Raw genomic sequence first — 24,297 nt, forward strand, 5'->3', positions numbered from 1 at the left:
TGACTCCTTATAGAAGATGAGGGGCGATCTGCTCTGCAATTAACTCAATCGAACGTAACGTGTCCTGGTGCGACGGCTCTACGGAGTGCACCTGGAATGAAATATCGGTGACGCGCGCCAGTACCGAATCCTTCGCCAGCGAGGCAAGCACCGTCTGCGGCGCGCCGATGTGCGCATCGAACTGGCGACTATAATCCGTGACAGTGTCACCAGTAAGCGCGTGTCCGGCGGCCACGTGCTGCTGCGCCTGACGGGTAAGGCCCGGTTCGGCCACCTTCAGGGCATAGGCATCGCTGTCGGCGACAAAGGCGGTGCGCGAGGCCAGAATGCGCGGGGCCACGCCGGACGGCAGGGCGTCGAGATAGGCATCAATAATCGGGTTCTGGATCTGATCCAGCGTCAGGGAGAGGTTATCCGCCGGGCGCGGCTGGGTGCGGGAGAGCATCAGGCCGTGACCCTGCTGTGCGGCCCGTACTGCGCCCTCCACCGAAAAGGTGGCGATCCACACCCGCTCCGTCAGCCCGGGCGCGGGCGGATAGAGATGGTTATCCGGATGGGTCAGGGAGTCCCCGCGCCAGGCGCTCTGGATCAGATGCAGGTTGTCAGCAAAGGTCGCCGCCCGCTCGTTAATGGTCAGCCCGAACGGCAAAAACGAGGTGGGCGTGCCGCCGGAGCCAAACCCGACCTCGAGACGCCCGTCGGCCAGCAGATCCAGCACCGCCGCGTCCTCCGCCACCCGCAGCGGGTTCTCCAGCGGCAGGGTGATAATGGCGGTGCCCAGGCGAATGCGGGTGGTGTGCGCCGCTACGTGGGCGAGAAATACCAGCGGCGACGGCAGGCCGCCTTCATGCTCGTGGAAATGGTGCTGGGCAATCCATGCGCTGTCAAAACCGTAGCGCTCGGCATGGCGGATTTGCTCAGTCGCCAGGCGATAACGTTCTTTGGCTGGGGCATCGTCCAGCAGTCGGGTGAAGAAACCCAGGCGTTTACGCGTCATGCGTACTCCTTGTGTGAAAAATGGGGGATGGCGTCGATCAGCTCGCGGGTGTAGTTGTCCTGCGGCGCGGCGAAAAGCGTGTCGACCGCGCCCTGTTCAACCACCTGGCCGCTGCGCAATACCGTCACGCTGTGGGCAATCCGCCGGACGGTTGCCAGATCGTGAGTGATGAACAGATAGGTCAGGCCCAGCTGCTGCTGAAGCTGCTGGAGCAGGGCGAGGATCTGCGCCTGTACGGTGACGTCCAGCGCCGAGGTGGCCTCATCCAGCACCAGAATGGTCGGCTCAAGAATTAAGGCCCGGGCGATAGCCACGCGCTGGCGTTGGCCGCCCGACAACTCCCGCGCGGTGCGGCTTAACAGCTCCGGCGGCAGGGCCACCCGCCGGGCAACGTTCTCTACCCGGGCGGCACGTTCTGCTTTGTCGACGGGCGCAAAATTTTTAAGCGGCTCCTCGATGATCTCAAACAGCGTCTGGCGTGGATCCAGCGAGGCAAAGGGGTTCTGATAAACAAACTGGATCTTCTGCCGCAGCTGACGTCGCGCCTCGTGGCTGAGGGTGGAGGCGTCGATATCATCGATGATCACCTGACCCCGGTCGGCCTGCTCAAAGCTCAGCAGGATGCGGGCAAGGGTGGTTTTGCCTGAGCCGGACTCGCCTACCAGCGCGTGGGTGCTGCCGCGCTGCACGGCGAAGCTGACGTTATCCAGCGCCTGCAATTGATGGCCTTTACCCAGCGCAAAGCGTTTGCTGATATCGATGGCGCGGATCGCAGGCGAAGCCAGCGGACGACCCGCCACCGGGGCAATGGTTAACCGCTGGCCCTGAAGATCGCTCAGCAGCTGGCGGGTATAGGCGTGCTGCGGGGCGCGTACCACGTCGGCGGTAGCCCCGTGCTCCTGCACCTCGCCGTGGCGAAACACCAGCAGCCGGTCGGCGCGCTGGGCTGCCAGGGCCAGGTCGTGGGTGACAAACAGCACCGCCGTACCGGATTCCCGGCGCAGCACGTCCAGCAGATCGAGAATGCGTTTTTGCACCGTCACGTCCAGCGCGCTGGTGGGTTCATCGGCAATAATCACATCCGGTCGCAGGGCGATGGCGATGGCAATCAACACCCGCTGTTTCATCCCGCCGGAGAGCTGGTGCGGAAACTGCTTCATCCGCTGTTCCGGATGGCTGAGACCCACTTTGGTCAGCAGAGCCAGCACCTGCTGGTCGCACGCGGCGGGGCTGATTTTCTGGTGCAGGCGAATGATTTCCCCCACCTGGGCACCGATGGTTTTCACCGGGTTGAGGGAGTTACCCGGATCCTGCGGCACCAGGCTGATGCGCGTCCCGCGCAGGTTGTTGAGCCGTTTCGCCGACCACTGGCTGAGATCTTCGCCGTTCAGACGGATGCTGCCGCCGTCGCGCCGGGCGTTGTCCGCCAGCAGGCCGATAATCGCCTGGGCGGTGGTGGTTTTACCGGAGCCGGACTCGCCAACAAAGGCCAGCATCTCGCCGCGCCCGAGGGTAAAGCTGACGTTATGCACCACCTCGCGCCACTGGCGGCCCGTGCGGTAGCTGATAGTCAGATTTTCAACAGAGAGAACCGTCATGAGCGACCTCCGCTTAACTGACGACTGATACGGTTGGTGGCCAGCACCACGGCGATCACCACCAGGCCGGGGAGGGTGGTCAGCCACCAGGCGGTAGAGAGATAGTTACGTCCTTCGGCAATCAGCAATCCCCACTCCGGGATCGGCGGCGGGGTGCCGTAGCCGAGGAAGCTCAGGGTCGAGAGGGCGAGGATCGCCTGACCAAACTGCAGGGTGGCAAAGGCCAGCACTGCGGTCAGGGAGTTGGGCAGAATGTGACGCCACAGCACCGTCCAGAAGGTGCCGCCGCTGCCAAACGCCGCTTCGACATAGTCCGTGTGGCGGATGCGCACCACTTCACCGCGCGCGAGTCGGGCAAAGCTGGCGATGGACGCCACCCCAACGGCGATGGCGGCATGCACCGTGCCAAAGCCGAGCAAAATAATCACCGTCAGGGAGAGCAGCAGCGAAGGGATAGCGAGCAGCACGTCCACCAGACGCATCAGCACTGACTCTACCCGTCCGGCGAACGCCCCGGCAATCACACCGATGGCGGTGCCCACGATCAGCCCCATCGCCACGGCCACCAGGGCGGCGCTCAGCGAGTGGGACGCGCCATAGATGATGCGGGTGTACAGATCGCGTCCCAGTTGATCGGTGCCGAGCCAGTACCCGGCCTGCGGTGCCAGGCGCTGCGCGCCGGGAATGCCTTCAATCGGGCTGAAGTGGGTAAAGAGATCCGGTGCGATAGCCGCCAGCGCGGCGACGGCAATAATCGCCCAGGCAAACCACAGCCCCGGCTGCCAGCGAAATGCCCCCCAGGCGGGCACGCGTCTGCGCGCTGCGGCGGCGTAATCGACAAGGCTCATACAGCACCTCCGGTAACGGTTTTCAGCCGGGGATCGAACAGCGGCATCAGCAGATCCACCAGCAGGTTAATCAACACAAAGCCGAGGGCGGAGATCATCACCACCGCCTGTAACACGGCGATATCCTGGTTATTGACCGCCTGCTGGGTCAGCATCCCCAGCCCGCTGCGGCCAAAGACGGTTTCGGTGATCAGCGCCCCGGCGATCAGCTCGCCCAGCAGCAGGCCAGCGATATTCAGCACCGGCAGCAGGGCATTGCCGGTAACGTGACGCCAGAGAACGGCGGTTTCGCTCAGCCCTTTGGCCCGTGCTACCGCTACAAACGGCTGGGCGGCGACCTGATCCAGACTGCGCATCAGGATCTGCGCCAGCGGGGCGGAGATCGGAATGGCGACGGTGATAATCGGCAGGATCAGCCCCTGTAGCGGGCCTGGGTTAATCACCGGGATCAGCCGCAGCTGGAATGAAAACAGCTGAATTGAGGCAATCCCTAACCAGAAGGTCGGCAGGGAGATAAACAGCACCGGCAGGGACTGAATGGCGTTACTCAAAAAACGCAGCCCTGGCAGGCGAGAGGCCAGCGCCAGGGCAAAGGCCAGCGCCACCGCCAGCGCAAAGGCGGGCAGCGCCAGGCTCAGGGTGTCCGGCAGGTTGGTGATGATGAGCTCGCTCACCGGCAACCCCGCCTGCACCGAGAAGCCAAAATCGCCGCGCAGCATCGCCCCCAGGGTGTGCAGATACTGCTGCCACAGCGGGCTGTCGGCCCCGTAGGCGATGCGCATCTCTTCGATTTGCGCCGGACTCAGGCCCAGATCCGGGTTCTGGAACTTGATCAGCACCGCATCTCCCGGCAGCACCTGAAGCAGCACAAACGACAGGGTAAACGCCGCCCATAACACCAGCAGCCCCAGCCCGGCCCGTGGCAGCAGATAGTGGCTCATCGTTGCCTCCTTAGTGTTTCTCAAGCCACGCGCCGTAGAACGACGGGCGACCGACCGCTTCAAAACTCACCCCTTTCAGCCACGGCGCACCGGCAAAGACCTGCGGCTCTTCGAAAATCGGGATCACATAGGCGTTATCCAGCAGATAGCGCTGGGCGTCGCCGGTCAGTTGGAGGCGCTTTTGCGGATCCACTTCAGCGGAGATGTTCACCAGCAGCTCGTTGAGCTTGTCATCGCGGAAGCTGTTTACCTTGTCGCTGGAGCCGCCTTTTTGCAGCAGAGCGTCGCGGTTATTGGGGTAGAACATGCTCTTAACCACGTCCGGGTCGGCGCGGCCCACTTCCGACACGGTAAGCGGGGTTTTTAGCGGGTCGAGGTTGTCGATAACGCGGCTTCCGGCGTCACCGGCCTTCACGCTCAGGGCGACGCCCACCTGACGCCACTGCTGGGCGACCAGCTGTAACACCTCTTTGTTTTGCGGCTGGGGCAGGGACTCATAGATGGTCAGGGCCAGACGCTGGCCGTCTTTGGCGCGAATGCCGTCGCTGCCCGCTTTCCACCCGGCTTCATCCAGCAGGGCGCTGGCTTTGGCCGGATCGAAGGTCAGTTTGTCGCTCAGATCGACATAGCCTGCGGCAGAGTCGGCAATCACCGATTTGGCCTGCGGATAGTTGGGTGAGAACAGGGTTTCCACCACCTGTTTCGCGTTGGTGGCATGCAGCAGCGCCTGGCGCACCCGCACGTCGGCTACCAGCGGATTATCCGGGCGGAAGCTGATGCTGTCGTTCACCCCGCGGGTAGGGGCGGCGTAGATGTGATACCCCTGGTCGGTGGCCTGTTTTTCGTCATAGGCCTGCACCTGGCGGATAAAATCGGCCTGGCCCGCCAGCAGTGCGCCGACGCGAACGCTGTCTTCCGGCGTGACCAGATAAGTAATGCCGTCCAGATTCGCCGGTCCCTGCTGGGCGAGGTTTTTCGGGCCCCAGGCGTAATCTTTACGCGCCTGGAGATTCACCTCCCGGCCGGGCTTCTCATCCTTCACCACGAACGGGCCGGAGCCGATGATATGGCGCGCGTCGCCCAACGCCTCGAAGTTACGCTGTAAGGTGCTCAGAGAGACCAGACCGGAGCCGATGGTCGCAGTACCCTGTAAAAAGCCCGGCGAGGGTTTTTTGAAGTAGAACTTTACGGTCAGCGGGTCGATCACTTCGCTGCGGTCGTAGTTGTTGATCACTTCAGACACCGGCAGGCGCTGGGCCTTATTGCCTTTGCCGTAGGTATCGAAGTTCTTCGCCACCGCGTTCGCGTCCAGCGGCGTGCCGTCAGAGAAGGTAACGCCAGGGCGAAGCTTAAAGGTGTATTCGGTTTTATCGGCGTTGGTGGTCCAGCTTTCGGCGATCCACGGCTCAACCTGCAGCGTCTTTGGGTTCTGCCAGGTGAGCTTGTCGGTGATCTGATTCAGGATCCCGCCGTTGGGGTAAAACCCGCCCGCCGGGGGATAAAGGTTGGTGTGGGCCTGTTGCTCCAGATAGACCAGCGTGCCGCCCTTAACCGGCGTATCGGCAGCATAAGCCGCCGTCGTCGCAAGAATTAAAGCCGTCAGCAGCGGCAGACGAAATGGGGTTTGCATAGTGAATTCCTTTGTAATCTTCTTGTTAGCGTCGAATGCATCTTCGGGTGGGGCCGAAAAGAAGGGAACAAAGGAATTGAGCTAAGGATTTGCGGAAAGTGGCAATAAAAAACCGCGCCGGGAGTGGCGCGGTTTGTGGGGCTAAACGAATTTTGCCAGCGGATCGGCGTAATGCATGCTGATTCCGCGATGTTCGCTCTCTCCCCATAAGGAAGAGGGAAGATCGTTATGAACGGAAATCAATCACCATACGGCCACGGATCTGGCCCTGTTCCATCTCTTTGAAGATGGCATTGATATCGCCCAGCGGACGCAGCGCCACTTTCGGCACGACTTTGCCTTCGGCGGCAAACTGGAAGGCTTCGGTCAGATCCTGACGGGTGCCGACCAGCGAACCCACTACCTGAATGCCGTCAAGCACCAGACGCGGAATATCCAGGCTCATTGCTTCCGGCGGCAGGCCGACTGCCACCACGCGGCCACCGGCGCGAACGGCATCCACCGCGGAGTTAAAGGCCACTTTCGCCACCGCCGTGACCACCGCAGCGTGGGCACCACCGGTTTTTTCCTGAATGAATTTAGCGGCATCCTCGTTACGAGAGTTAACCACCAGATCGGCACCCATGCTTTCGGCGAGTTTCAGCTGTTCGTCATTCACGTCCACGGCGATCACCTTGGCGTTAAACACGTTTTTCGCGTACTGCAGCGCCAGATTGCCCAAACCACCCAGGCCATAAATAGCGATCCACTGGCCCGGCTTGATCTCCGAGACTTTGACGGCTTTATAGGTCGTCACCCCGGCACAGGTGATGCTGCTCGCGGCGGCGGAGTCCAGTCCGTCCGGCACTTTTACCGCATAATCGGCAGTCACGATGCACTCTTCAGCCATACCGCCATCCACCGAGTAGCCCGCGTTCTTCACGGTACGGCACAGGGTTTCGTTGCCGGAGTTGCAGTATTCGCAATGACCGCAGCCTTCGAAGAACCACGCCACGCTTGCGCGATCGCCGGGTTTAAGGGAGACGACGCCAGGGCCTACCTCCTGCACCACACCAATGCCTTCATGTCCGAGGACCACCCCGGTCTTATCGCCAAAATCGCCGTTCTTTACGTGAAGATCGGTGTGGCACACGCCACAGCACTCCATCTTCAGCAGCGCTTCGCCGTGTTTCAGCGGGCGCAGGGTTTTCTCGGTCACTTCTACCTGATGGTCTTTGGTCACGACAGCAGCTTTCATATGTTTCTCCATTTTCATATTGCGGATCTGCAATGCAGGTTAGATAAGACGATATACCTATTAAGGATTAAGTTTTTTAATGGATGTGACAAGGTCGCAGCAACATAATGTAATAATTTAATTGCTATTTTGCGGCTTCGGTCGCGCATGAAAATTAATGGTTTCACTAATTGTGTGGTTATTATTTCTGCAGCAAATATGTCATGTTTCTGACATAACCAGCCCGTAAGGTGTTGTCTTCTCAATAACCGAAGAGTTAAAAAGACAATGCATCTGGTAAAAAAACTTCTCGCAGTGAGCGTTCTTCTGTCCGCTTCCGTACAGGCGCAAAACATCCTCGAATTCCCACAGCCTGATAACAACCCGGAAGAGTTCTACGCCGTTACCGAAATTCCTGCGGGCGGGATTATTAAGTACGAGACTGACGCCAAAACCGGCTTTATTATTGCCGACCGTTTCCAGTCGATGCCGGTGGCTTACCCGGCCAACTACGGCTCGCTGACCCAGTCCCTGGCGGGCGATGGCGATCCGCTGGACGTGATTTTCTATACCCGCGCGCCGATGGCGCCGGGCACCCTGATTAAGCTGCGCGCCATTGGCGTGTTGAAGATGATCGACGGCGGCGAGAAGGACGACAAAATCGTTGCCGTGCCGGCCAGCAAAATCGATCCGACCTACGATGACATTAAAGAGTTAAGCGATCTGCCGAAAATTGAACAGCAGCGCCTGGAGTCGTTCTTCCGCGTTTATAAACAGCTGCCGGAAGGGCGCAAATCGGTGGAGCTGAACGGCTTCAACGATGCCGCCACCGCGAAGCAGGAAATTAAACAGGCATGGGATGCCTGGAAAACGCAGCAACCGAAATAAACAATTGCCCGGCGGCGGCTACCCGCCGGGCATTGCCTTACAGCTGCGCCGTCAGCGCGGCAATCTCCTCCTGCCACTGCGCCTGAAGCTGAGGCTTCTGATTTTTAGGCTTACGCAGCCGATCCTCCTCCAGCAGTTTCTCCAGCATAATCAGCCGCTCTAACAGATCCTCAGCGGGTTCTGCCTGGCCTGCTTTCGTCACAGCCTTTGCCGATTGGTCACGCAAACCGCTGTCATCGCGCAGGCGGGCAAAAACCGTATCCGCGTCATGCCATTCGCTCAGCACGCCATTGTCAATCAGCCAGAAGCGGTTGCAGCTCTGGCTGATTAACTGCCGATCGTGGCTGACCAGCAGCACGCCGCCCTCAAACTGTTGTAACGTTTCCGCCAGCGCTTCTTTGCCTTCCATATCCAGATGGTTAGTTGGCTCATCAAGCATCAGCAGGCTGAAGCGCGCCAGCGTCAGGCCAATAAACAGCAGCCGCGAGCGCTCGCCGCCGCTCAGCGTGCTGACCTTTTGTCCGTGCCGCGCCCAGGCGAACCCGGCGGAGATCAGCGCCATCTTGCGATCCTGAATGTTCGGGGCGAACGGCTCCAGGGCGTCGATCATCGTGGCTTCATCCGCCAGCTGGTGCAGCGTCTGGTCGTAGTAGCCAGGCGCGACGCGTGGGTGGAGGGCTAATCCGACATGGCTTTCCGCGGCAATAAACTGCTGCCAGATAAGCCGCATCAGCGAGGATTTGCCGCAGCCGTTGCGCCCGACGATGGCCACCCGGTCGCCGCTTTTTAGACGGACGTTTTCCGCCGAGAACAACGGCGGCAGGCCCGGGGCTGGGGCCACGTCGAGCGACGCGATCTCCAGCAACCGGTCGGCCCGCAGGGCATCGCCGCGCAGGGTTAAGGTCCAGGGGCTGCCCGCCGTCAGCGACGTCTGGCTCTCCTTCAGACGTTCCACCTGGCGCTCCATCTGCTTGGCTTTACGGGCCAGATCCTCGTTGTCGTAGACCTTGCCCCAGGTCGCCAGCCGTTTTGCACTGGCGGTGACCCGGTCGATCTCCTTTTGCTCTGCTTTATGGCGCAGGGCGTCGCTCTCGTCTTTCTCCGCCAGGGCCTGACGCGCCCGGGTGCAGGGAAGGGCGAAGTAGTGCAGCCTTTTGTCGCGCAGGATCCAACTGCCGTTGGTGACGGCATCCAGCAGCTGCCTGTCGTGGGACACCAGCACAAAGCTGCCGGACCAGCTCTGTAAAAACTGCTCCAGCCACAGCAGCGTGGGCAGATCCAGGTGGTTGCTGGGTTCATCCAGCAGCAGCAGATCCGGCTCGCTAATCAGCGCCCGCGCCAGCAGGAGTCGCGTGTGCTGCCCGCCGCTGAGGGTGGCCGATTGCAGGGCAGTGTCTTCCGGGGTAAAACCCATGTTCGCCAGCAGGGTCTCCGCCCGCCAGCGCAGGCTCTCACGCTCAGCAACCGGCAGCTGCGCCAGAACCGCGTCGAGCATGGTTAAGGGATAAATCTCAGGAGGAAGATGCTGCTCCACCCGCGACATCAGGCAATGACCGGCCAGCGCCACCGTGCCGGAAAGGGGCGTGTCGGTGCCGTCGAGGATCTTCAGCAGGGTACTTTTGCCACAGCCGTTATCGCCCAGCAAACCGATGCGGTCGCCTTTTTTCAGGCTAAAGGAGAGGTTGTCGAACAGGGTGTCGAAAGCGGTATCAACACGTAAAAATTGTGCAGTCAGTAATGTGCTCATTTGCTTACTCAAGAGTTACAGGCGTAAAAACGCCTCGTCAATCAACGCTGACGATAACCCGGTAAGCCCGAGAGAAGGGATTGTCTTAGGTGTCTTCGCTCAAGCCGAAGTTATCGCAGCACGAAACCGATAACGCTTGAGCAGATGCGATCACCAAGGTGAAGTGAAATATCAAAAATTTCACAGCACAGCATAATTAGCCTCCTTAGTATTCAGTAGGTTGATGGATGAAGCGAGTTTAGCGGGGAAGCGCGCTTTCAGCAAGGCAAGCTATTTGGTTGCATTTTAAAACTATCTGACCTAGCCTTACAGTGGTTTTATTATGAAACCATTAAAGGAGTCTTGGGAGCATGAAAGCACAACTGACGTTACTGCCTGGCCAGGCGATATCCGCAGGTCTGTCACGCAGCCTGGTGTGGCTCTTCGCCATCGCCAGCGGCATGAGCGTGGCAAATGTCTATTTCGCGCAGCCGCTGCTTGATGCGCTGGCGCAGGATTTTGCCATCAGTCAGGCGGCAATCGGCGGCGTTGTTACCGCAACCCAAATCGGATGTGCGCTGGCTCTGCTGTTTCTGGTGCCGCTGGGTGACAGGGTCGATCGTCGTCGACTGATGGCGATACAGCTACTGGCGCTGGTTGCCGCGCTGGTGGTGGTGGGGACGGCGCAATCCGCCCCGGTGCTGCTGGCGGGTATGCTTGCCGTCGGCCTGCTCGGTACGGCGATGACCCAGGGGCTGATAGCCTGCGCGGCCAGCGCCGCTGCCCCTCATGAACAGGGGCGGGTGGTAGGAGTGGCGCAGGGCGGGGTCTTTATCGGATTGCTGCTGGCGAGAGTGTTTGCCGGTGGCGTCAGCGATCTGGCGGGCTGGCGCGGGGTCTATTTCTGCGCCGCATTTCTGATGCTGGGGATAGCGATCCCGCTCTGGCGACGACTGCCTGCCTTGCCGCCTGCCGGTTCGCTCACTTATCCGCGCCTGCTCGCTTCAATGCTGACGCTACTGAGGGAGGAAAAGGTGCTTCAGGTCAGGGGCACGCTCGCGCTGCTGATGTTTGCTGCCTTTAATATTTTCTGGAGCGCGTTGGTGCTGCCCCTGAGCGCGCCACCCTATAACTTTTCCCATACCGCTATTGGCGCATTCGGGCTGGTGGGGGTCATTGGCGCCCTGGCCGCATCACGGGCCGGGCAGTGGGCGGACCATGGGCTGGCGCAACGCACCAGCGCAATGGCGTTGGCGATGCTGCTGCTGGCCTGGTGGCCGCTATCGCTAATGGACGTGTCGCTGTGGGCGCTGGCGATCGGCATCGTGTTGCTCGATCTTGGCGGCCAGGCGTTGCATGTTACAAACCAGAGCCTGATTTTCCCCACCCGGCCAGAGGCACATAGCCGGTTGGTGGGGCTGTATATGCTGTTTTACGCGATGGGCAGCGGGCTGGGGGCGATCGGTACGACCATAACCTATGCCCATTTCGGCTGGCAGGGGGTGTGCCTGCTGGGGGCGGGAATGAGTATGCTGGCGCTGGTGTTCTGGTGGGTGACGCGGGGGAGGTAAGGTGCGGTATTTTGCCGGGTGGCGGCTTCGCCTTACCCGGCCTACGGGGTCGGTGCGGTCTTGCCGGATGGCGGCTTTGCCTTACCCGGCCTACGGGTTCGGTGCGGTGTTGCCGGGTGGCGGCTTCGCCTTACCCGGCCTGGCGTGACGATTTTGTAGGCCGGGCAAGCGCGAGCGCCGCCCGGCGTTGCAGGAGTTAAATAGACGTCCGGCGGTAGCTGCGGTATTCCGGCTTCCAGAAGTTCTCGTCGATTGCTTGCTGCAGGGCGTCGGCAGAGGTTTTTACCGCCACGCCTTGCTGCTGGGCCATTTTCCCCACCGCAAAGGCGATGGCTTTCGACACCACATGGATATCCTTCAGCTCCGGCAGGACCAGCCCTTCGCCGTTGTTCACCAGCGGAGAGTGCTTCGCCAGAGTTTCGCTGGCGGACATCAGCATCTCATCGGTGATGCGCGACGCGCCGGAGGCGATCACCCCAAGGCCGATACCCGGGAAGATATAGGAGTTGTTGCACTGGGCAATCGGATAGATTTTGTCCTTCCAGACCACAGGTGCAAACGGGCTGCCGGTGGCGACCAGGGCGTTACCTTCGGTCCATGCGATGATGTCCTGCGGGGTCGCTTCCACACGCGAGGTCGGGTTAGAGAGCGGCATTACGATAGGACGCGCACAGTATTTATGCATCTCGCGGATGATCTCTTCGGTGAACAGCCCGGTCTGGCCGGAGACGCCAATCAGAATATCCGGCTTCACGTTACGCACCACATCCAGCAGGGAGAGCACTTCACTGTCGGTATCCCAGTTTTTCAGGTTCTCGCGCTTTTGCACCAGTTTGGTCTGGAACGGCAGCAGGTTCGGCATGGCGTCGGTCAGCAGGCCAAAGCGATCCACCATAAAGACGCGGGAACGGGCCAGCTCTTCGCTTAAGCCTTCGCGCTGGGTCTGGGCGATGATCTGCTCGGCGATACCGCACCCGGCGGAGCCTGCACCGAGGAAGACGATTTTCTGGTAGCTTAACTGGTTGCCTGCCGCGCGGCTGGCCGCAATCAGCGTGCCGACCGTGACCGCCGCAGTGCCCTGAATGTCGTCGTTAAAGGAGCAGATTTCATCGCGATAGCGATTCAGCAGCGGCATGGCGTTTTTCTGGGCGAAATCTTCGAACTGCAGCAGCACGTCCGGCCAGCGATGCTTCACCGCCTGGATGAAATCATCCACGAACTGATAGTACTCGTCGTCGGTGATGCGCGGGTGACGCCAGCCCATATAGAGCGGATCGTTGAGCAGCTGCTGGTTGTTGGTCCCGACATCCAGCACCACCGGCAGGGTGTACGCCGGGCTGATGCCGCCGCAGGCGGTGTACAGCGACAGTTTACCGATTGGAATTCCCATCCCGCCGATCCCCTGGTCGCCAAGACCGAGAATACGCTCGCCGTCGGTTACCACGATCACTTTGATGTTGTGGTTGGAGACGTTCTGCAGGATGTCGTCCATGTTGTGACGGTTCTGATACGAGATAAACACGCCCCGGGAACGGCGATAAATTTCCGAGAAACGTTCGCAGGCGGCACCGACGGTTGGGGTGTAAATCACCGGCATCATCTCGTCGAGGTGGTTTTGCACCAGGCGGTAGAAGAGGGTTTCGTTAGTGTCCTGGATGTTGCGCAGGTAGATGTGCTTGTCGATCTCGGTTTTGAATCCCTGATACTGGATCCACGCGCGTTCGGCCTGCTCTTCGATGGTTTCGACCACTTCTGGCAACAGACCCAGCAGGTTGAAACTGCTGCGCTCTTCCATGCTGAAGGCGCTGCCCTTGTTCAGGAGAGGGAATTCCAGCAGAACCGGACCGGCGTAAGGAATATAGAGGGAGCGATGTTTTTTGGCTTTGTTGTCCATGTTACTCACTTAATTTGTGCATATCCGTCCCTGGCACTGTTGTTAATCATCGTTGCTGTCGTGCCCTTAGGGGGTGTCAGGCGGGTAGTATAAAGGAGGTGAATGTTAAATGCCGCAACATACAAACAAAAACACCACCGGCTAAGCGGTGGTGTCGGTATCTCACTGGCGAACTTACTTCGGTTCGTGGCGTTTTCTGCCGGTGGCATTGGTGACCTGCGTTTCGCTGTCACCCTCAATCACCACTTTGCGCTGGTTAGACAGCTTGTAGTTCAGTCCCAGAATATGGCGTGCCTGACGGTTCGATTTCATATTGACTCCTCCATCCTGTTGATGTTGATAAGGCGAACGAAATGTAACCCCTTAGGTTGCTGATCCAGCATAGCAGGTTTTCAGAAACTGGCGTGTTGGCCGCTGACAACGTAGTTAATGGTCTGCTGGTAGATATCACTGAGGATGTCATTATCTGAGGCTTCCACCCACTTTGTCAGTTCCATCAAAATGTCATCTTCAGTGACAGCGCCCATTTCAGCGCGCAGACCCTGTGCAATAGCGTTAACCAGCTCCGGCTGTGCGGATGTTGTATTTGCAGAATAATAATTAAACATGTTGCCTCCGTGTCGTTTTCTGTTTAATGGTCCGGCTCGCAAAAACATCAGTGGTATTCAGAATGGCAAATATTTATGCCGCTGTGTTTAAGAATCGTCTCAGAAATATTAGTGTCATAAAATCATGCTTTTTCATGATCTTAAAAAACAGAATATATTCTCCCTAACCTTTGAATATATCTTTATGCCATTCGGTTACCCGAAAATAAATATTGCCGAAGACGAATTTAAATTACACGGAAAAAAAGGATTTGCAATACGTCTAACCGCTCTGGCGTCACAGAATTTTCTTGTTATTTCACTATTTCGGGCTGCCCTCGCTGCGTGGTCTATACTGAAGGCTTTGTAAGCCAAAAGGAGAGCAATAATGACAATTCATAAGCACGGTTCAGCACACTGGTCTGGCGATATCAAGCGCGGCAAGGGGACGGTTTCTACCGAGAGCGGCGTTCTTAATCAGCAACCCTACGGCTTCAATACCCGCTTTGAAGGGGAGAAGGGCACCAACCCGGAAGAGTTGATCGGTGCGGCGCATGCGGCATGTTTCTCCATGGCGCTGTCGTTGATGCTGGGTGAAGCAGGTTATACCGCGGATTCTATCGATACCACGGCGGATGTCTCGCTGGATAAAACCGACAGCGGCTTTGCCATCAGCAAAGTGGCCCTGCAGAGCAAAGTGACCGTTCCGGGGATCGACCCGCAGCAGTTCGACGGAATCATTCAGAAAGCGAAAGCCGGGTGTCCGGTGTCGCAGCTGCTAAAAGCTGAAATCACCCTCGACTATAAGCTGAACTGACCGTCCAGCCGGGCGCTACGCCCGGCTATCCCTTCACCGCGTCCGGAAACACCTCCGCCAGCCACGCGATAAACACCTTCAGACGATGCGTCATATGCCGGTTTTGCGGATAAACCACGTAAAACGGGTAGTGTGGCGGACGCCATTTATCGAGGATCTCCACCAGCGTTCCCGCTTCCAGCAGGGCGCCTGCGGAGTACCGAAATGTCTGAACAATCCCCATTCCAGCTACCGCGGCCGCCAGGTGCGCGTTGCTCTCGTTTACCCCGATACGATGCACCAGGTTAATCTCGCGGATCTCACCCTCCTGGGTTAAGCGAAACGGCACGGCGCGCCCGGTCACCGGCGAGAGATAACAGACCAGCTTATGGCCGTTGCGAAGCTCTTCAGGGTAGGCGGGAAGGCCGTACTGCTTCAGATAGCCCGGCGTGGCGCAGGTGACCATCTCCGCATTGCCGATGTGCCGGGCAATCAGGGAGGAGTCCTCCAGCGCGCCGCCGCGGATAACGCAATCCACATTGCCGCTGATTAAATCCACCGGCCGGTCGGCCACGCCGAGATCGATACGGATTTCAGGGTAGCGGCGCATAAAATCCGGCAGGGCCGGGATCAGCACGTCCCGCGCCGTTGAGCCGCCGACGTCAATGCGCAGATGCCCCTGGGGCTGCTGTTTTACCGAGCTGAACGAGGTGTCGATATCTTCGATATCAATCAGCACCCGGCGGGCCTTTTCGTAATACTCCTGTCCCTCCGGGGTTGCCGTCACCCGCCGGGTGGTGCGCTGCAACAGGCGTACGTCGAGATGCGCCTCCAGCGCCTTGACCAGCTTGCTGAGGGTGGCGATAGGCATGTTGAGCGAGTCCGCCGCCCGGGTAAAACTGCCGGTTTCCACTACGCGGGTATAGGCGCGCATGGCCAGTAATTGATCCATAGAGGCACTCAGTGAAACGGGGATTATTTCCCCAGAGAAAAAGTGATTTCCATTTTTGCTGATTTTTCCGTAATCCCGCAAGCGCTACAGTGCATCCACACCCACAACGCGGAAGGAAAATCACATGAATACAACATTAACAGGTAAGGTCGCTCTGGTTACCGGCGGCACCAGCGGTATCGGTCTGGCAACGGCTAAAGAATTACAAGATCAAGGTGCGAAGGTCTATATCACCGGTCGCCGTCAGGCGGAGCTGGACAAGGCCGTAGCCACCCTCGGCGGGCAGGTCACCGGCATTCGCGCCGACGCCTCGGTACTGGCGGATCTCGACACGGTCTATGCACAAATCGCCGAACAGTCCGGGCGGCTGGACGTGCTGTTCGCTAACGCCGGTGGCGGCGACATGCAGCCCCTGGGGGCGATTACCGAAGAGCACTTCGACCGTATTTTTGCCACCAACGTCCGCGGCGTGCTGTTTACGGTGCAGAAGGCGCTGCCGCTGCTGGCGGATAAAGCCTCGGTGATCCTGACCGGCTCCACGGTCTCGGTTAAAGGCACCGCCAACTTTAGCGTCTACAGCGCCAGCAAGGCGGCAGTAAGAAACTTTGCCCGCTCCTGGGCGCTGGATTTACAGGGGCGCGGCATCCGGGTGAACGTGGTCAGCCCGGGCCCGATTAAAACGCCAGGGCTGGGCGAGCTGGTGCCGGAAGATCAGCGTCAGGGTCTGTTCGATGCGTTAGCCGCCACGGTACCGCTGGGCCGCATCGGTGAACCGGAAGAGGTGGGCAAAGCGGTTGCGTTCCTCGCCTCAGATGCTGCCAGCTTTATCAACGCCGTTGAGCTTTTTGTCGATGGCGGGATGGCACAGATTTAATCTAAATTCTGCCACGGACGGCTGGATAGCTCGCAGCAACATGGACGTTTCAGCTGCCTGTGCGTAAACATTCATACCGCTTATTTTTGAGCCGAATCGCTTCTTTCCTGATATATCCTTTTAATACTATTAGTCGACAAATGTAATTTATGCTAAACAATAGCTTATAAGACTTCACATTCGACCGGGAACAATGGCTGTGCTGACAACTCTCATTTACAAAAGCCAGTTAAATCCATCCTGCAAATCTTTATCCCTTCTCTCACTTGTTGAAAAAGCCAAATACAGCAATGCCGCGCTGGATGTGACGGGCATTCTGCTGTTTAACGGCCTTGATTTTTGCAGATCCTCGAAGGGTCGGAAGAGGTCATCGAAAATCTGTTCGTGAAGATAGGCCAGGACAAGCGCCACTTCGGCGTGGTGGAGCTGATGCGTGATTACGCCCCGCGCCGCCGCTTCGAGAACGTTGGCATGCTGCTGTTCGATCTGCGGATCGATACGGCAAAATCGGTACGTTCCTCCGTCCTGCGCTACAGCAAGCTGGATAATTATCTGGCGGCGGAAGACAGGGTATTTAAATTTATTCAGTCGTTTATCACCCAGCAGAAACAGACGAGCAATGGCTCGGCCTTCCTGCCGGATAAATGGACCCTGACCCCGGAACATGCCCCGTTTGGTAATTCCATCAACGGGCTGATTGATAACCAGGTCTGTCAGTTTGCCCTGCAGCCGATTGTGCAGCCTGGCGAAGGGAAAATCTCCTCGCTCGAGGCGCTGATCCGCGGTAACGACGGCGGAAGCCCGGAGCGATTCTTTAATGCCATCGATCAGGACAAAGTGTACGAAGTGGATCTGCAGACCAAGGCCTACGCCTTTGCGCTGGCCGAGAAAATCGGCATTGGCGATCATAAAATCGCCATTAACCTGCTGCCGATGTCGCTGGTGAACGTCCCGGGCGCCGTCGATTATCTGATGGACCAGATCCTTATCCATGGCCTGCAGCCGGAGCAGGTGGTGATTGAAGTGACCGAAAACGAAATGATCTCCGGCTTCAACCAGTTTAACAGCGCCATTAAGCAGTTGCGGGCGGCGGGTATTGGTCTGGCGATTGATGATTTTGGCTCAGGCTATGCCGGGCTCTCGTTATTGACGCGCTTCCAGCCGGATAAACTTAAAATCGATCGCGAGATTGTCAGCAATATTCACCTGAGCGGCCCCAAGCAGGCGATTGTTAAGTCGATAGTCAGCTGCTGCACCGATCTGGAGATTGCGCTGGTGGCCGAGGGCATCGAGAAAATCGAGGAGTGGTGCTGGCTGGAGTCGGCAGGCATCAAGCGTTTTCAGGGTTTTCTCTTCTCCCGACCTAAATTAAACGGGGTGGGCGATATTCACTGGCCGCAATTTTCCAGCGCTGCTTATTTGAGCGATTAAATAGTCGGCAATGATAACCGGGGGAATAGTTGAATATTTTCAATGCATCACGGGTTAGAATATTAGCAATAATTTTGTAATGCCGTGATTTTAATAAATTTAATTATTGTGTGGGTTTGTTATAAATAAATAACTTTAACTCAATCTTAAATTTTCGCTGCCGATAATACCTCAGGCCCTATTGTTTCTGAGGTATTTATGTCGTTAAAAAAATCTTCCCTTGCGATTCTTCTTGCCCTGTTGTTTTTCTTTGTCGCCAGCGCCGCAACCAACGTCTGGCTGGCGATTAAGAGCAATAACTCCCTCGATAACGTCAATAAAGAGATTCAGGTGGTGTTATCCATTATCGATCCTATCAACCACAGCCGTACCCTGCGGGTGCGGGTCATGGAGTATATGAAGCAGGTGGAGAGCGGGGATACCACCGGTCTCGACGAAAAGCTGGCCTCCGTTAAGCTGGCGCTGACCAAAGCGGACGGGGCGTTTGCGACGTTTAATGCGGCACCGCGTCTGGCGGATGAAGCGCCGTTAGTGAAAGACTACGACGAGGCCTGGCTGGCCTACCGCGATCGCGGCCTGGCCCCGCTGATTGACGCGGCCGTCGCCCACGACAAGGCAAAGTTTGATGCCCTGATCCCGCAGATCTCCGGTCTCGACCGTCAGTATGAAATCGTCCTCGACCAGGTGCTCTCTGTACACCAGAAATACGCGAAACAGCTCAACGACGATGCGCGTTCCCACTTTGCCTCTGGCTTAATCATTATTGCCGCCTTTGCCGCGCTGTTTGTGGTGGTGATTATCGGGGTCAGCGTCCTGATGAAGCGCTTCGTGTTCGCGCCGATTAATCTGGCGCGCGGGCACTGCAGCCAGATTGCCGCCGGTCAGTTGACGGAAGCGGTGCCGCAGAAAGCCGGGTCGAAAAATGAGATCGACCTGCTGATGGGCTCGATGGAGCAGATGCGTCTGGCCCTGCTGGATACCATCTCTCAGGTACGTGAAGCCTGTCGTACCGTTAACTACGCCTCGCAGGAGATTGCTTCCGGCAATATCGACCTGGCGTCCCGAACCGAACAGCAGGCGTCGGCCCTGACGGAAACCGCTGCCAGCATGGAACAGCTGAGCGCCACGGTTGCCAACAACACCGATAACGTCAACCAGGCCGGTAAGCTGGTGCAGGATGCGGTGACCAATGCCCGCACCGGGGAGGCGGTGACCCGCGAGGTGATCGAGACTATGAACACCATCGCCGCTAACTCCCAGCGCATCGAAGATATCACCAGCGTGATTAACAGCATCGCGTTCCAGACCAATATTCTGGCGCTGAACGCCGCCGTTGAAGCCGCCCGGGCCGGGACGCAGGGGCGTGGATTTGCGGTGGTGGCGACCGAAGTTCGTACCCTGGCGCAGAAAAGCGCCGTGGCGGCGAAGGACATTGAGAACCTGATCGCCCAGTCGGTCTCCAGCGTGAAAAACGGTTCGCAGCTGGTGAACCGTTCGGGTGAGGTGATCAATGCCATCATCGCGTCGGTGAATAAGGTGAATGCGCTGATGGAGCAGATCCAGGTCGCCTCCGAAGAGCAGAGCCGCGGCATTGGGCAGGTAGGGCAGGCGGTGACCGAGATGGACGGCGTGACCCAGCAGAACGCCGCTCTGGTGCAGGAGTCAGCGGCAGCGGCGGCGTCGCTGGAAGAGCAGGCCAGACACCTCACACAAAGTATCGCCAGCTTCCGCCTGCCGGAACCGGCGTAAGGCGCTGGTATCGTTTGCTTGCCCGGCGGCGCTCCGCTTGCCGGGCCTACCGTAGGCCCGGCGGCGCTCCGCTTGCCGGGCCTACGGTAGGCCGGGTAAGGCGCTGCCGCCACCCGGCAACCCCGCACCGTTACTCCCCTCAACCGCTTCGTCGTGACCCATCTCACATTAAATTTCCTGGTCTATGCTTGATGTTCATGCGCGGTGGATTGCCGCCGCACTTTCTCTTTTTCCCTCTGCGTAACGTTCAACGTTAAGCAACCCGAGGAACACGGGTCAAACGAGGTGGTGGAATGACAGCAAAATCTATTACGTATTGGGGTTGTGAACACGTTGATGCGAACACGGTTCGCTTTCATTTATGGGCCAGCGGCCAGGAGCAGGTTTCCCTGCGCCTGAACGACGAAACTCTGGCGATGCACCCGACCGGTGACGGCGGCTTCGACCTGACGGTTGATTACGTCAAACCCGGTTCGACCTACAGTTATATCCTGTCTGACGGCACCGCCGTGCCGGATCCAGCTTCCCGCGCCCAGCAAGGGGATGTGAATGGCCCATCGCTGGTGTGCGATCCCGACAGCTATGTCTGGCGCAATACCCAGTGGCGAGGCCGACGCTGGGAAGAGAGCGTGGTTTATGAGCTGCATATCGGGACCTTCACCCCTGAGGGCACATTCCGCGCGGCCACCGAGAGGCTGCCGTATCTGGCGTCGCTGGGCATCACCATGATTGAGCTGATGCCCGTGTCCCAGGCCGGGGGCAATCGCGGCTGGGGCTACGATGGTGTTCTGCTCTATGCCCCGCACAGCGCCTACGGCACGCCGGATGAGCTGAAGGCCTTCGTCGATGCCGCCCACGGGCTGGGGCTGTCGGTGGTGCTGGACATCGTGCTGAACCATTTCGGCCCGGAAGGAAATTACCTCCCGCGCCTGTCGCCGGACTTCTTCCATCCTGAGCGGATGACCCCCTGGGGGAACGGGATTGCCTACGATGTGGCCCCCGTGCGCCAGTTTATTACCGACGTGCCGCTGTACTGGCTGAAAGAGTTCCGCTTCGACGGATTGCGCTTCGACGCTATCGATCACATTACAGATTCGTCTGAAAAACACGTTCTGGAAGAAATTGCTGAACGCATTCGGGAGGAGATTACCGACCGTCCGGTGCATCTCACCACCGAAGACAGCCGCAACATTATTTCCCTGCATCCTTACCGGGAGGACGGCACGCCGGAGCTGTTCACCGCCGAATGGAATGACGATCTGCACAACGCCATTCACGTGCTGGCGAGTGGCGAAACCCACGCCTGGTACCGCGACTTCGCGCATCAGCCGGAGAAATGGGTCGCCCGGGCGCTGGCGGAAGGGTTCTCCTATCAGGGGGAAATCACGCCCCGGCACCGGGAGCCGCGCGGGGTGAAAAGTATCGACCAGCCGCCGGTGGCCTTTGTCGACTTTATCCAGAACCACGATCAGGTGGGCAACCGGGCCCACGGGGATCGTCTGCTCTCCCTGATCGGGGAGAAGCGCACCAAAGTGCTGCTGGCCGCGCTGCTGCTGTCGCCGCACATTCCGCTGCTGTTCATGGGCGAAGAGTATGGCGAAACCCGGCCGTTCCTCTTCTTTACCGATTTCCACGGCGAGCTGGCCCGCGCAGTACGGGAAGGACGGGCGAAAGAGTTTGCCGATCATGCCAGCCATCAGGAAGAAGGGGTGCCCGATCCGAATTCGCCGGAGACCTTCAATCGGTCGAAACTAGACTGGGACAAACTCAACCAGCCGGAGGGCGAGAGCTGGCTGAACTTTACCCGCCATCTGCTGGAACTGCGTCAGCAAGCGATTGTGCCGCTGCTGGCTACGGCGCGCAGCGGCGGGGGCAAAGTGCTGGAAACAGGACCCGGCTGCGTGGCAGTGACCTGGACGTTTCCTCGGGGGACGTTGTCGCTGGCGTTTAACGTCGGCGGCCATACGGAGGAGATGCCCGACCTGCCGGGAGAAACCCTCTTCGCCTGGCCTGAGATCCACACCGAATTACGGCCCGACACCCTTATTGTCCGACTTGCCCCTGGAGAAACACATTAATGATCCCCACAGCGACCTGGCGTATTCAGTTTCGTAATGGCATGACCTTCGATCGTGCCGCTAGTCTGGTGCCTTATCTGCAACAGCTCGGCATCAGCCATCTGTATGCCTCGCCGATTTTTACCGCTGCCCGTGATTCGACCCACGGTTACGACGTGACCGATGCCAATGAGATCGACCCGACTATTGGCGGCCGCGCTGGATTTGAACGCATGGTCATCGCCCTGAAGGCGGCTGGCCTGGGGCTGATCCTCGATATCGTCCCCAACCACATGTCCACCTCGCTGGAAAACACCTGGTGGCGGGACGTGATTGAGCACGGCGAGAAGAGCCGCTATGCCCGCCATTTTGATATCGACTGGTCGCGCCGCCTGACGCTGCCGTTTTTAGGCGATGACTTTGAGGTGGTGCTGGCAAACGGCGACATCAGCGTGCAGCGCGATCCCGATACCGGCAAACCGGCGCTGGCCGTTTACGATAATTTTTATCCGCTCACCCCCGACAGCTGGATGGGATGTGAAGAGGAGGTGCTGAGCCTGCGCGAGCCCGCCGCGATAACCCGTCTGCATGACCAGCAGCCGTGGCGTCTTAGCAGCTGGCGCGATGCTCCGCACGACCTCTCCTGGCGGCGCTTCTTCGAGATCACCGGCCTGGTGGGCGTGCGGGTTGAGGATGACGCGGTCTTTGATGACAGCCATGCGCTGATCCTGGAGCTGGTGCGTTCCGGGGCGGTGGACGGGCTGCGAATCGACCACGTGGATGGCCTGGCCGACCCGCGCGCCTATCTGCAGCGTCTGCGGCAGGAGGCTGGCCCCGAGTGCTATATCACCGTCGAGAAGATCCTCAGCAAAGGCGAGAACCTTCCCAAAGACTGGCCGATCTCCGGCACCACCGGGTATGAATTTATCGCCTCGCTCTCTGAAGTGCTGGTGGATGACGACAAAATTGACCGTCTGCGCCAGGCCTACGACACGGTGATCGGCAGCCCGGTGGATATGGATGCCGAACTGCGGGCGGCGCGCCTGCTGATGGTGGATCGCAATTTCGCCGGAGAATTTTCTACCCTGGTGAAGCTGGCAACAGACCTTGCGCTGACGGAAGGCGTTGCCCTTGAAGAGGAGCCGCTGCGCCTGGCGCTGCGCGAACTGCTGGTGGCCTTCCCGGTGTATCGCACCTACGGTACGCAGCAGGGGATGTCCCCGGCGGACGTGCGCCTGCTCCAGAACGTGCTGGCGCACGTCAGTGCCGACCAGCCGTCTCTTGAGTTGCTGACCCGCATTCTGACCGGCGAGGTCTCCGATGCGGCCCGCGACACCGCCAGTCAGTTCCGCACCCGCTTCCAGCAGCTGACCGGACCGCTGATGGCGAAATCGGTCGAAGACACGCTGTTTTTCCGCCAGCACATGGATCTGGCGCTCAACGAGGTGGGAGCCGAGCCGGTGCCGCGCGCCTTCTCACTGACGCGTTTTCACAGCGAAATGGCGGCCCGGCGTGAGCGTCAGCCGGATGCGCTCTCCGGCACCTCTACCCACGACACCAAGCGCGGGGAAGATGCCCGCGCCCGGCTCTACACCCTGACCGAAGCCCCGGAGATGTGGGCGGAGTGCGTGGCCCGCTGGCAGCAGCTTAATCAGACCCATGTCCGTTTTCTGAACGACGGTACGGCACCAAGAGGCGCCGACACCTGGATGCTGTATCAGGCGCTGGCGGGGGTCTGGCCACCTGAGCTGGATCCACAGGATGCAGCGGGCCTAAAGGCGCTGGAAGAGCGTTTCCTCGCCTTCGTGGAGAAAGCCCTGCGCGAAGCCAAGCTGCGCACCGACTGGGTGGACAGCAACGAAGCCTACGAGACGGTGGTGCTGGAGTACGCCCGCCATCTGCTGTCGCCGGAAAATCAGGATTTCTTGCGCGACTTTACCCGCTCGTTACGCCCGTTTATTCGCGCAGGCCTGGTGAACAGCCTGAGCCAGACGGTGATCAAACTGACGGCGCCCGGTGTGCCGGATGTTTATCAGGGCAGCGAAGGGCTCAACTTCAGCCTCGTCGATCCGGACAACCGTCGCGAGCCGGATTTCACGCAGCTGAGCCAGCAGCTCCAGAGCGCCGACCGCCACACCGCCTCTCGTGAGGCGAGCTGGCTGGACGGACAGCTAAAGGTCTATGTGACCAGCACGCTGTTGCACCTGCGCCAGCGCAAACCGGCGCTGTTCCGCTGGGGGAGCTATGTGGCGTTGCTGACCCGTGGCGAAAGGGCGGATAAGGCGATCGCCTTTGCCCGCATGGATGATGATGACGCCTTGATTGTGGTGGCGCCGCGACTGGCGTTTGCCAGCGCTGAGGATACGTTCCCGGTTAACGGAGCGGCCCTGTGGGGGGAGACAGAGGTCGTTCTGCCTGCCGAACTCGCTGGACGCCGTTATCAGGACTGTTTTAGCGGTCAAATCGTTATGCCTGGCGAAAGCCTGAGATTACATGATGCACAGGATTGCTGGCGGGTGTTAATCGCCTGCAGCTAATGATT

At 59.1% G+C, this 24,297-nt stretch carries 18 protein-coding genes and 1 pseudogene; 8 read left to right on the top strand and 11 right to left on the bottom strand.

Annotation, left to right across the window (positions count from 1 at the left end; genetic code table 11):
• Positions 1-7 precede the first annotated feature (7 nt).
• The 6 genes from K5I40_RS05725 to adhP form a co-directional block, all read right to left on the bottom strand.
• The gene (locus K5I40_RS05725) at positions 8-997 is read right to left on the bottom strand and encodes a putative FMN-dependent luciferase-like monooxygenase (protein WP_223074015.1); all 990 of its coding nucleotides are present in this window, start codon (positions 995-997) and stop codon (positions 8-10) included.
• The gene (locus tag K5I40_RS05730; protein WP_223074016.1) at positions 994-2,595 is read right to left on the bottom strand and encodes an ABC transporter ATP-binding protein; all 1,602 of its coding nucleotides are present in this window, start codon (positions 2,593-2,595) and stop codon (positions 994-996) included. The genes K5I40_RS05725 and K5I40_RS05730 overlap by 4 nt, the downstream gene beginning before the upstream one ends.
• Positions 2,592-3,443 (bottom strand): ABC transporter permease, encoded by an 852-nt coding sequence (locus K5I40_RS05735; protein ID WP_223074017.1) that lies wholly within the window; start codon positions 3,441-3,443, stop codon positions 2,592-2,594. The genes K5I40_RS05730 and K5I40_RS05735 overlap by 4 nt, the downstream gene beginning before the upstream one ends.
• Entirely contained in the window at positions 3,440-4,384 is a 945-nt protein-coding gene (locus K5I40_RS05740) for an ABC transporter permease (protein ID WP_223074018.1), read from the bottom strand. Before K5I40_RS05740 ends, K5I40_RS05735 begins: the two co-directional genes overlap by 4 nt.
• A 10-nt stretch (positions 4,385-4,394) precedes the next feature.
• Positions 4,395-6,014 carry a TIGR04028 family ABC transporter substrate-binding protein gene (locus K5I40_RS05745; RefSeq protein WP_039028740.1) on the bottom strand — a complete coding sequence of 540 codons (1,620 nt, stop codon included), beginning with the start codon at positions 6,012-6,014 and terminating at the stop codon, positions 4,395-4,397.
• Between the two features lie 226 nt (positions 6,015-6,240).
• Positions 6,241-7,251, bottom strand: coding sequence for an alcohol dehydrogenase AdhP (gene adhP, locus K5I40_RS05750; RefSeq protein WP_223074019.1), 1,011 nt, complete (start codon positions 7,249-7,251; stop codon positions 6,241-6,243).
• A gap of 267 nt (positions 7,252-7,518) precedes the next feature.
• On the opposite strand from adhP, the gene K5I40_RS05755 reads away from it, so the two are divergent.
• Positions 7,519-8,118 carry an inorganic diphosphatase gene (locus tag K5I40_RS05755; protein WP_039028742.1) on the top strand — a complete coding sequence of 200 codons (600 nt, stop codon included), beginning with the start codon at positions 7,519-7,521 and terminating at the stop codon, positions 8,116-8,118.
• A gap of 37 nt (positions 8,119-8,155) precedes the next feature.
• Here K5I40_RS05755 and K5I40_RS05760 read toward each other — a convergent pair whose 3' ends face one another.
• A complete protein-coding gene (locus tag K5I40_RS05760; RefSeq protein ID WP_223074020.1) occupies positions 8,156-9,865 on the bottom strand; it encodes an ABC-F family ATP-binding cassette domain-containing protein in 1,710 nt (569 codons plus the stop codon).
• Positions 9,866-10,215: 350 nt separating this feature from the next.
• On the opposite strand from K5I40_RS05760, the gene K5I40_RS05765 reads away from it, so the two are divergent.
• Entirely contained in the window at positions 10,216-11,415 is a 1,200-nt protein-coding gene (locus K5I40_RS05765; RefSeq protein ID WP_223074021.1) for an MFS transporter, read from the top strand.
• A gap of 196 nt (positions 11,416-11,611) precedes the next feature.
• Here the strand turns inward: K5I40_RS05765 and K5I40_RS05770 are convergent, their stop codons facing one another.
• From K5I40_RS05770 to bdm, 3 genes are all read right to left on the bottom strand, one after another.
• Positions 11,612-13,309 (bottom strand): NAD-dependent malic enzyme, encoded by a 1,698-nt coding sequence (locus K5I40_RS05770; RefSeq protein ID WP_039028745.1) that lies wholly within the window; start codon positions 13,307-13,309, stop codon positions 11,612-11,614.
• Positions 13,310-13,483: 174 nt separating this feature from the next.
• Complete coding sequence (sra, locus tag K5I40_RS05775) at positions 13,484-13,621, bottom strand: stationary-phase-induced ribosome-associated protein (RefSeq protein WP_039028746.1); 138 nt, start codon at positions 13,619-13,621, stop codon at positions 13,484-13,486.
• Between the two features lie 80 nt (positions 13,622-13,701).
• Positions 13,702-13,917, bottom strand: coding sequence for a biofilm-dependent modulation protein (bdm, locus tag K5I40_RS05780; RefSeq protein ID WP_039028747.1), 216 nt, complete (start codon positions 13,915-13,917; stop codon positions 13,702-13,704).
• Positions 13,918-14,284: 367 nt separating this feature from the next.
• Between bdm and K5I40_RS05785 the strand changes: the two genes are divergently transcribed.
• A complete protein-coding gene (locus K5I40_RS05785) occupies positions 14,285-14,713 on the top strand; it encodes an OsmC family protein (protein WP_003857069.1) in 429 nt (142 codons plus the stop codon).
• Positions 14,714-14,738: 25 nt separating this feature from the next.
• Here the strand turns inward: K5I40_RS05785 and K5I40_RS05790 are convergent, their stop codons facing one another.
• Complete coding sequence (locus tag K5I40_RS05790) at positions 14,739-15,644, bottom strand: LysR family transcriptional regulator (RefSeq protein ID WP_251929551.1); 906 nt, start codon at positions 15,642-15,644, stop codon at positions 14,739-14,741.
• A 124-nt stretch (positions 15,645-15,768) separates the two neighbouring features.
• Here K5I40_RS05790 and K5I40_RS05795 point away from each other — a divergent pair, with 124 nt between their 5' ends.
• From K5I40_RS05795 to treY, 5 genes and pseudogenes are all read left to right on the top strand, one after another.
• Positions 15,769-16,518: an SDR family oxidoreductase gene (locus tag K5I40_RS05795; protein ID WP_139565100.1), complete on the top strand. Its 750-nt coding sequence runs from the start codon at positions 15,769-15,771 to the stop codon at positions 16,516-16,518.
• A gap of 199 nt (positions 16,519-16,717) precedes the next feature.
• Positions 16,718-17,949 (top strand): annotated as a pseudogene (locus tag K5I40_RS05800) (diguanylate phosphodiesterase).
• Positions 17,950-18,147: 198 nt separating this feature from the next.
• Entirely contained in the window at positions 18,148-19,698 is a 1,551-nt protein-coding gene (locus K5I40_RS05805; RefSeq protein WP_223074022.1) for a methyl-accepting chemotaxis protein, read from the top strand.
• 293 nt (positions 19,699-19,991) lie between these two features.
• Positions 19,992-21,776 carry a malto-oligosyltrehalose trehalohydrolase gene (treZ, locus tag K5I40_RS05810; protein ID WP_223074023.1) on the top strand — a complete coding sequence of 595 codons (1,785 nt, stop codon included), beginning with the start codon at positions 19,992-19,994 and terminating at the stop codon, positions 21,774-21,776.
• On the top strand, positions 21,776-24,292 hold the full coding sequence (treY, locus tag K5I40_RS05815) for a malto-oligosyltrehalose synthase (protein WP_223074024.1): 2,517 nt from the start codon (positions 21,776-21,778) through the stop codon (positions 24,290-24,292). Before treZ ends, treY begins: the two co-directional genes overlap by 1 nt.
• Positions 24,293-24,297: the final 5 nt, after the last annotated feature.

The organism is Leclercia sp. LTM14 (assembly GCF_023736175.1).
Lineage (GTDB): Bacteria > Pseudomonadota > Gammaproteobacteria > Enterobacterales > Enterobacteriaceae > Enterobacter > Enterobacter barmai.